The 8,130-nt window shown below is 45.1% G+C and carries 7 protein-coding genes; 4 read left to right on the plus strand and 3 right to left on the minus strand.

Annotated elements, in window-relative coordinates:
* The first annotated feature begins 254 nt into the window (after positions 1 to 254).
* Together gcvP and F6J99_RS37320 are read left to right on the plus strand one after the other, a co-directional pair.
* A complete protein-coding gene (gene gcvP, locus F6J99_RS37315) occupies positions 255 to 3,224 on the plus strand; it encodes an aminomethyl-transferring glycine dehydrogenase (protein ID WP_293120849.1) in 2,970 nt (989 codons plus the stop codon).
* 29 nt (positions 3,225 to 3,253) lie between these two features.
* Positions 3,254 to 3,379: a hypothetical protein gene (locus F6J99_RS37320; protein ID WP_293120851.1), complete on the plus strand. Its 126-nt coding sequence runs from the start codon at positions 3,254 to 3,256 to the stop codon at positions 3,377 to 3,379.
* 98 nt (positions 3,380 to 3,477) lie between these two features.
* Here F6J99_RS37320 and F6J99_RS37325 read toward each other — a convergent pair whose 3' ends face one another.
* The 3 genes from F6J99_RS37325 to F6J99_RS37335 form a co-directional block, all read right to left on the minus strand.
* Positions 3,478 to 4,032 carry a CAP domain-containing protein gene (locus tag F6J99_RS37325; RefSeq protein ID WP_143727883.1) on the minus strand — a complete coding sequence of 185 codons (555 nt, stop codon included), beginning with the start codon at positions 4,030 to 4,032 and terminating at the stop codon, positions 3,478 to 3,480.
* Positions 4,033 to 4,139: 107 nt separating this feature from the next.
* Positions 4,140 to 4,397: a hypothetical protein gene (locus F6J99_RS37330; protein ID WP_293120854.1), complete on the minus strand. Its 258-nt coding sequence runs from the start codon at positions 4,395 to 4,397 to the stop codon at positions 4,140 to 4,142.
* A gap of 11 nt (positions 4,398 to 4,408) precedes the next feature.
* The gene (locus F6J99_RS37335) at positions 4,409 to 4,924 is read right to left on the minus strand and encodes a DUF4365 domain-containing protein (protein ID WP_293120856.1); all 516 of its coding nucleotides are present in this window, start codon (positions 4,922 to 4,924) and stop codon (positions 4,409 to 4,411) included.
* 768 nt (positions 4,925 to 5,692) lie between these two features.
* On the opposite strand from F6J99_RS37335, the gene F6J99_RS37340 reads away from it, so the two are divergent.
* Positions 5,693 to 6,508 carry a reverse transcriptase N-terminal domain-containing protein gene (locus F6J99_RS37340; protein WP_293120858.1) on the plus strand — a complete coding sequence of 272 codons (816 nt, stop codon included), beginning with the start codon at positions 5,693 to 5,695 and terminating at the stop codon, positions 6,506 to 6,508.
* 64 nt (positions 6,509 to 6,572) lie between these two features.
* On the plus strand, positions 6,573 to 7,523 hold the full coding sequence (locus F6J99_RS37345; RefSeq protein ID WP_293120860.1) for a group II intron maturase-specific domain-containing protein: 951 nt from the start codon (positions 6,573 to 6,575) through the stop codon (positions 7,521 to 7,523).
* Positions 7,524 to 8,130 lie beyond the last annotated feature (607 nt).

The following is an 8,130-nucleotide window of genomic DNA, read 5'->3' on the forward strand; positions in this document are numbered from 1 at the left end:
TGTCATCAATTAATCCATATGGGCAAAACCGAAAGGTAAAGAATATCTAGGAGCCGAGTGAGGCGAAAGTTTCACGCTCGGATTTGAAGGAGAGGTGCTCCGGATAATACCGGACATCGACTCTAATTGGCCTCTACTCTTCTTGGTTCCGACCTGGATGAGCAAGCTGACTCGTTGAACCAAGAATCCCCCTGATTCTATCAGTGGGGAGTGTCAACCCCACCTTCGCTGCTTAATTCACAAATTTGTTTACTATGCAGAATTTGGATATCCAGGATCAAAAAAATAGAGCAAATACTCAGTCGTTGCTGAAATCTGACCCTACTGTTTCCGTATCAAAAACCCTACCATCTACCGATGCTTTTGTCAATCGACATATAGGTCCAAATCCAGATGCAATAGAGCAAATGCTCAACGTCCTGGGTATATCCACTATAGATAGCCTGATTGAGCAAACTGTACCCGCTGCTATTTGGCTTAATCAACCTCTGCAGTTACCAGCGGCACAAAGCGAGTATGCTGCCCTGGCTCAGCTAAAAGAAATTGCGTCTAAGAATCAAGTATTCCGGTCTTTCATTGGCATGGGCTATTACGACTGCATTACCCCACCTGTAATTCAACGGAATATCCTAGAAAATCCTGGTTGGTACACGGCTTACACCCCTTACCAAGCAGAGATTGCTCAGGGACGACTCGAAGCACTACTCAACTTCCAGACTATGATTATAGACTTGACTGGTCTGGAAATTGCTAATGCTTCCTTGCTGGATGAAGGAACAGCAGCAGCAGAAGCTATGAGCATGAGCTATGGTCTGTGTAAAACCAAAGCCAAACACTTCTTTGTTTCCCAAACCTGTCATCCCCAAACTATCGCAGTGGTACAAACCAGGGCTAGACCTTTGGGCATTGAGGTGATTGTTGGTGACCACCGCACTTTTGAATTTGACCAAGAGATTTTTGGAGCTCTGCTTCAGTACCCAGCAACGGATGGCACCATATACGATTATCGGGAATTTATTGATAAGGCTCATGGTGCTAAAGCCTTAGTAACTGTGGCAGCTGATCTTCTAAGCCTTGCCCTGCTTACACCCCCTGGAGAATTTGGGGCTGATATTGCCATAGGCTGCACCCAGCGCTTCGGTGTTCCCCTAGGATATGGGGGACCTCATGCAGCTTATTTTGCTACTCGGGCAGCTTATAAACGGCAAGTACCAGGACGTATCGTTGGCGTATCAAAAGATGCTAATGGTAAAGCAGCACTGCGCTTGGCACTGCAAACCCGTGAACAACATATCCGTCGTGACAAAGCCACGAGCAATATTTGTACTGCGCAAGTGCTTTTGGCCGTGATAGCTTCAATGTATGCAGTTTATCATGGGCGAGAGGGAATCAAAGGTATTGCCGAGAGAATTCATCAATTAACGGTTATCCTAGCGGAGGGACTGAAACGCTTAGGTTACAGTATTAGCTCAGAACCGTTTTTTGATACCTTGCGCGTAGAATTAAGCGATCGCTCTGTGTCAGGAATTATAGAAGCAGCTGAAGCACGTCAAATTAATCTACGTATTATTGATTCAACTACTATCGGGATTTCCCTGGATGAGACAACGACGGCTAGGGATTTAGTAGACTTGTGGGAAATTTTTGCAAGTTTAGGGGAACCAAGCAATGCATCCCTACTCTTTACTGTGGAAGAGTTGGCGGCTGAAGTAACACGTAAGGTGGCAGCTGATTTTAATGAACCGTTTGCTCGCCATAGTACCTACTTAAGCAACCCAGTATTCAACCGCTATCACTCAGAAACGGAGTTACTACGCTATTTGCACCGTCTGGAAAGTAAGGATTTGGCTCTAAACACGTCCATGATTCCTCTGGGCTCGTGTACCATGAAGCTGAATGCCACTGCTGAGATGATGCCAGTGACATGGCCGGAATTTGGGAAGATTCATCCCTTTGCTCCGGTCTCCCAAACTCAGGGATATCAAATTCTATTCCAGCAGCTGGAAGAATGGTTAGCAGAAATTACTGGCTTTGCTGGCATTTCTCTTCAACCTAATGCTGGTTCCCAAGGGGAATATGCAGGATTACTGACTATTTGTAAGTACCATGAAAACCGGGGAGAAAGCGATCGCAATATCTGTTTAATTCCTACTTCTGCCCATGGTACCAATCCCGCCAGTGCGGTAATGGCTGGTTTAAAGGTGGTGGCTGTTGCTTGTGATCAGATGGGCAACATTGATTTAGATGATTTGAGGAAGAAGGCTGAGCACCATAGCCAAAAACTAGCTGCTCTGATGGTGACTTATCCCTCTACCCATGGTGTGTTTGAACAAGAGATTAAAGATATCTGTGCCATTGTCCACAACCATGGGGGACAGGTTTATATGGATGGGGCGAATATGAATGCCCAAGTGGGATTGTGCCGTCCAGGGGACTTTGGGGCAGATGTGTGTCACCTGAACCTACACAAAACCTTCTGTATTCCCCACGGTGGGGGTGGACCTGGCATGGGACCAATTGGGGTGATGCCTCACTTAGTACCATTCCTACCCAAAACCTTAAAGTCTCAACCTTCAACCTTATCTATTGGTGCAATTTCTGCTGCACCCTGGGGAAGTGCCAGCATTCTACCGATTTCCTGGATGTATATTGCCATGATGGGGAGTGCGGGGTTAACTGAGGCGACTAAGGTAGCTATTCTTAATGCTAATTACATGGCTAAGCGGTTAGACCCTTACTATCCTGTTCTGTACAAGGGGAACAATGGATTAGTAGCTCATGAGTGTATTGTGGATTTGCGATCGCTTAAAAAGTCTGCGGGCATCGAAGTGGATGATATTGCCAAACGCCTGATGGATTATGGTTTCCATGCCCCAACGGTATCCTGGCCTGTAGCAGGGACAATGATGGTGGAACCTACTGAAAGTGAGTCGAAAGAGGAACTCGACCGTTTCTGTGATGCCATGATTGCTATCCGCCAGGAAATTAAAGCGATTGAATCGGGTCAGGTAGACCAAAGGGACAATCAGCTGAAGAATGCTCCCCATACAGCAGAAGCCTTGATGGTCAGTGAATGGACTCATCCCTATACCCGTGAGGAAGCCGCATACCCGGCATCTTGGTTAAGGGAACACAAGTTTTGGCCTGTGGCAGGGCGCATTGATAATGCCTTTGGGGATAGGAATTTGGTTTGTTCTTGTGAGGGAATGGAGGCGTATATCTAACTCCAAAGTCAAGTTGGGAGTGTGGGGAGATGGGGAGATGGGGAGATGGGGAGATTTTTATTAAGCGATGCAGCGCGGTCTTGGGAAGGCAGCGCGGTCTTGGGGGTTCCCCCCATGAGCGACTGCATCAAGACAGGGTAATTATCCTGATATGATATAACTCCGTTACTTATTAAGGGAGGTTACGGGGATTCCGACTCCCGACTCCCGATTCCCTACTCCCTACTCCCTACTCCCGACTCCCTACTAAGTATTAACGCGGTGAACCAAACACCTGCACCCAGTAGTGGCGATAGGGGCTGGAAGGATCGCTGACATAACCAAAGCCAATTTCTTGATACTGAGGCTTGAGTATATTACGGCGATGACCAGTGCTTCCCATCCATTGCCTAATGGTTTGAGCAGGAGTCGAGTAACCTGCAGCAATGTTTTCACCAACATAGGAATATAGATATCCTGCTGCTTTAGCGCGATCGCTTATTTTAGAACCATCCGAACCAGTATGACTGAAAAAACCATTGCGCACCATATCTTCAGCGTGTAGCTGTGCGGCTTGACTTAGCTCAGCAGAAAGCTGTAATGGTGGCAAGCCAGCTTTTCGCCGTTCAGCATTGGTTAGTCCAAGCAACTCAGTATTGAATTTAGCTAAGGATGAGCTACTGGTTAGCACAGTTATCTGCTCCTGAGAACCTCTCTGGAGGGTGTTATTGGAATAAGTGTTAGCCACAACTGAGCTAGACTGAAGCGCTATTTCAGATAATCCGAGCAAAGTAAGCGGAGCAATTGCCAAAAAATGGATTCTATGCATAAATTACCTCATGGGTTAATATCTGCAACAGATCTGATGGCACCCGGTAGCCATTAAAATGGCGCTAGATAGATAGAGCAATCCCCTTCAAAAGTTGAATAGGATTGCTATGTATATTGACTAACCGTCCCCTGAAAAGGTTCCCTAATTCTTTTATGGGAAATTACCAGGGGAGGTTTTTTTGCCTTCGCGTAGCGTGGCCGTTCGCGTAGCGTGGCCGTTCGCGTAGCGTGGCCGTTCGCGTAGCGTGGCCGAAAGGCCGAAAGGCCGAAAGGCCGAAAGGCCGAAAGGCCATCGCATTTCATTCCTTTCATAGCTGACCGCTGATAGCTGGCTGCTGATAGCTTACTGCTGACACTCTTCAAAAATAAGGTTTCTAAGCACGATGACGAATCACTCCCGGTAACTGGCGCAGCACATCATTTTTATATCGAGCGAATTTTTTAATGGCATCTTGATTGACAATATTCTTTTTAGGAAGATTAACAGTAATCGTTTCTTCCATTTGCCATGGATCAAAGTTTTCCCAGTTTTGAAAGTAGGCTTGCAAGTACAGCCAATAGGCTAGATCGAGCTGAGCATCGTATACAATCAGGATACATGGCATTGGTTCTTTTAACCATGGCTCTATGTCTGAGCGTCCTAGGGGAAAGCCTATGGTTTCTTGGTCAGCGGATAGCATGCTCAGAAAATCGGTTGCTTTTAGCTTGACGTGAATTTTACCATTTTCAAGTTCACAATTGCCATCATAGGTAAAGATAATCAAGTCAAAACCATAGGTATACTCAAGTTCAACTCGTTCTACTGAGTAACCACATAAGAATACATATCGTTCCACATAATTGATACAGAGATCAGCAATAATTTGTTCTCTCGGTCTTGAACTCTCCATGGTTTGAAAACACGTGGATTCTAAGCTGTTGTCACTTCGCTGGTTAAAAGCACTAAGGTGCGCTTTCCGTTTGAAGAATTTAATTACGGGGTCGCACCTCTGCGTGACGCTTCACGATAGGATCTAGATAGTGGGGCGACCGAAGAAAGGCGCTCATATGAAGTGGAAGGGGTAAGAGCCTTCCACAGTCCAGGGTTCAGGACTGGTTCCCACCCGAAGGGGCACAAGAACGATGGAATCTCAGGAGAAATAAAATCTAGAGATATCCCGAAGTTTTGGGTCTCAGAGCTAGAGGGAAAAGTAGGGATTACCGAACCATCGGATAGGTAAGAACCGAACAGGGAAAGAATCAAAAAGTTGACGAAAGGAACCGTTGGTTAAAGGCATCGTTAAGATTGATATCTCTGACAAATTCGATGATGGAGATAAGAGCTCCGAGGTTAGTCTGTCCACTGTCAGACAATCTGAACCTTCATAGGACTCGGTGTATAGACGGCAACTTAAGATTCGTAACTTCTATGTGCGCAACCGGGTAAGCCGAGATTGAGTCCCTAGTATCAGGTCGATAACAAGGGTAGCCGAATCCCAAGAGCAGGTATAACTCTCAGTCCGGTAAAAGTCTGAACCAAGCAAAAGCCGACTACCCGAAAGGGAACGGGAATAAATAACCGGTCGGATAGAGGGAAATCCCTCGCTCGAAAGAGCGCTGAATTTCAGAGCTGACTTCGAGCCAAGGAAAAGAAAGTTATTAGTTGACTTAAATTGTACATGGAAAAGATAGAACCGACGCCTGAAAACGTGGGTATCGTAACTGAACAGACCACTTACTGGCATTCCATTGATTGGAAAAAAGCCCATAGACAGGTCAGGAAACTAAGACAAAGAATTTTTAAGGCAACACGTCAAGGGGATTGGAAGAAGGTAAACAAACTCCAGAGATTAATGCTCAGGAGTCAATCCAACATCCAAGTATCTGTTCGTAAAGCAACCCAAGACAACAAAGGGAAAAGGACGGCGGGAGTCGATAATGAAAAAGCCCTAAATCCTCAAGAAAGAGGAGAAATGGTGGACACCTTATCAAAAACCAAACTCTGGGAACCAAAGCCCACAAGGCGCATGTACATACCAAAACCCAATGGCAAACAAAGACCGTTAGGAATACCGAGTATCACGGACCGATGTATACAAGCCATTGTCAAAAATGCTTTGGAACCAACATGGGAAGCTCAATTTGAAGCCACATCTTACGGTTTTAGGCCAGGAAGAAGTGCCCATGACGCCCGACAAAGAATATTCCTGAACATCAATGGGGAAAGAAACAAGAAATGGTGGATAGTCGAAGCAGACATAAAAGGATGCTTTGACAATATAGCCCATGAACCGTTAATGGAAGCCATTGGTAATTTCCCAGCGAAAAAACTAATCCATGGATGGTTAAAGGCAGGATATGTAGACAAGGATACATTCCACCCTACGGAGACTGGAACTCCACAAGGAGGCATAATCAGTCCACTCAAGCGCCAACATAGCATTACATGGATTAGAAAAGGAACTGGGGATAACATACAGGAAAGAAAAAACTAAAAAAGGTGAAGACACTTGGAGAAATAAATCGAATAGAACTATAGTACGCTTTGCGGATGACTTTGTGATTCTAACAGAATCTAAACAAGATGCCACGAACGCCAAGGTAACCACGAAAGAATGGTTAGCCAAGAAAGGACTAAGTCTATCCGAGGAAAAGACCAAAATAACTCACCTAACAGACGGTTTTGATTTCTTGGGATGGAACATACGAAAACATAAAACCACAACCCGAAATAAAGGGTATATAACTCTAATCAAACCATCAAACAAAAGCTTAAAAGGAATCAAAAAGAAGATCAAAGTAGAATTCGCCAAGTTAAAAGGGTCATCGGTTCAACAACTTATATGGAAATTACAACCAATTATAAGGGGTTGGACAAACTACCACAATGGTGTGGTGGCGAAGGATACGTTTAATAAATTAGAGGATTATATTTCCTGGAAGCTAGTAAGATGGTGTAAGAGAAGATACCCTCGAAAAGAATGGAAGTGGATTAAGGAAAAACATTTCGGATGCTTCTGTCCAGGCAGGGAGGATACAAGAGTCTTCGGAAGCAAAGAACTATACTTGGAAAAACCTTTATGGACAAAAATAACCAGACATACACTAGTCACCCACAATTACTCTCCAGACAACCCTGACCTTCAAGAATATTGGAGGAAAAGGAAGGAGAGACAGAGTAAGAAAACAGCTGAAGGAAGATTGCCCAAAGGCAAGAATAAAATAGCCTTGAGGCAAAACTACCTATGTCCATATTGTGGACAACAGTTAGGGGACTACAACAAAGTACATCTACACCACATTGTTCCTAAAGAACATGGAGGACAAGATAAGTACAACAACCTAGTGTACGTTCATGAGGATTGTCACCACACTATCCATGCCTTGGGGGCAACTAACCCTGAAATACAGAAAAAACTGTATGAAGGGATAAAAACCCCTCCCAAAAACCGGAAACAAAAACCAAAAGGCACAAAACCGGGTCGAAGGGAAAAGGGTTGCACAGAATAACGTGTTTTTCGGAGTTGGTTGCGCCGTGTACCAGGAGACTCGTTCGCACGGTGCTTAGGGGGCAAAGAGGGAGTAATCCCTCTGACCTACCCGATAGTCTAATCTGTATCGTTGTGGCAGGTTCAAAACTGCTCTACCGACCTCGACTAGGGGAAACCCTAGTTGTGTCGCTACTTTTCTTAAAATATTGCAAGCTCCGTTGCAGTCGGCATTGATTAATTCGCCTTTTCCAGAGCGATAAAGTCCACGCAAAACTCTCTTGCCGCTTGCTACCCACCCCTTAGGTTTCTCGCCAAGTACAGGTAGGAAGTCGCGATCTAAAAAGCTGGCTTTACTCGTATAACTTTCTTCGGTTTCAACAAATTTGATTCCGTACTCGACACACAGTTGCTCAATTCGATTCTTTAATTTAGCGGTAGGGATCTGTACAAACTGCTGATTATTCTTTTTGCCAATATTGATACTGTCTTTATTACGCTTGTTATTAAACTAAGCCGAGGAGTCGCCTCCCCGACTCGTCTCCAGAACCGGACATGAAGCTTTCGCCTCATCCGGCTCCTCGCGTAGTAGTCCCTTGTCAGTGGGTACTTCTCTTTTAGAACGGATT

It is taken from the genome of Moorena sp. SIO4G3, from assembly GCF_010692305.1.
Lineage (GTDB): Bacteria > Cyanobacteriota > Cyanobacteriia > Cyanobacteriales > Coleofasciculaceae > Moorena > Moorena producens_A.